Source organism: Streptomyces sparsus (genome assembly GCF_054776295.1).
In genome coordinates this window covers 1-1,078 of sequence record NZ_BAAHCA010001288.1, presented here as the reverse complement: position 1 = coordinate 1,078, position 1,078 = coordinate 1, and the positions used below count along the sequence as shown (strand labels likewise).

1 protein-coding gene is annotated in these 1,078 nt (G+C 76.2%); it reads right to left on the bottom strand.

What is annotated here, in order from left to right; genetic code table 11:
- On the bottom strand, positions 1 to 1,078 hold a 1,078-nt coding region (locus tag ACYVE9_RS27950), incomplete at both ends, for a RecB family exonuclease (protein WP_461030679.1).

Sequence of the window (1,078 nt, the reverse complement as noted above, 5' to 3'; positions counted from 1 at the left end):
CCCTCCGGGCGTGCGCTGCACGCGGCGCGGAAGGCGCAGTGCCCGCAGTGCTGGCCGGGTGACGGGCTGAAGCGCTCGTCCAGCACCCGGCCGGCCGCCCGGGTGAGCAGGTCACCGACCCAGTCACCGTCGGGGCCCGCCGGGGCCAGCGCGTCCTGACGCTGCACGGCCGGGTAGGCGTCCCCGCCCTCCTTGGCGGTGGCGCCGAGCCGCAGGTGCACCAGCTCGGCGCCACCCAGTTCGACCCCGGCCTGCGCGACCCCATCCGACTCGACCCCGGCCGGCTCGGCGCCGCTCTCAGCGTTCCCGCTCGGGGCGGGCGTCTGCGATCCGCCGCTGTCCGGACGGGCCTCTTCCGACACGCCTCCGCCCGGCCCCGGCCCGCTCTGCTCGGCGGAGTCCGGCCGGGTGCCCTCGCGGACGGCGAGCTGGTAGACGGCGAGCTGCGGGTTGAGTGCGACCTGCGGCCCGGTCGGTTTGGCCTTGCCGGTCTTGAAGTCCACGACGTAGGCGCGGCCTTCGGCGTCCTGCTCGACGCGGTCCACGCTGCCGCGGATGCGCACCTGGAACTCACCGGCCGGCAGGGTGACGTCGAAGGCGTGCTCGCTGGCCGCGGTTCGCCGGCCGCCGCGCTCCTGCACGTGCCAGCGCAGGAAGCGCTCCAGGGCGGCCCGGGCGCTGTCCTTCTCCTGCCGGGACTTCCAGGGCGCCTCGAAGGCGAGCGCGTCCCAGACCGAGTCGAGCCGTTCCAGCAGCACCGGGAGGTCGGCCGGGGTGGCGCCGGTGGCGACCTCGTCGGCGAGTACGTGCAGCACGTTGCCGAAGCCCTGCGCGGCGGTCGCCGGCGCGTCCGCCTTGACCTCCCGGCCGAGGAACCACTGAAGCGAGCAGGTGTCGTCCAGCTGCCCGAGCGCGCTGCCGGAGAGCAGCACCGGCTGGTCGCGGTCGCGCAGCGGCACCTCGCTGCGTGTCGGTTCGTGCAGGCCCCACCAGCGGGACGGGTGCGCCGACGGGACCAGGACGTTGCCCTCCTCGTCCCGCAGCGCCGCGAGCGTGGCCAGCCGCTCGTCGGCGGCGG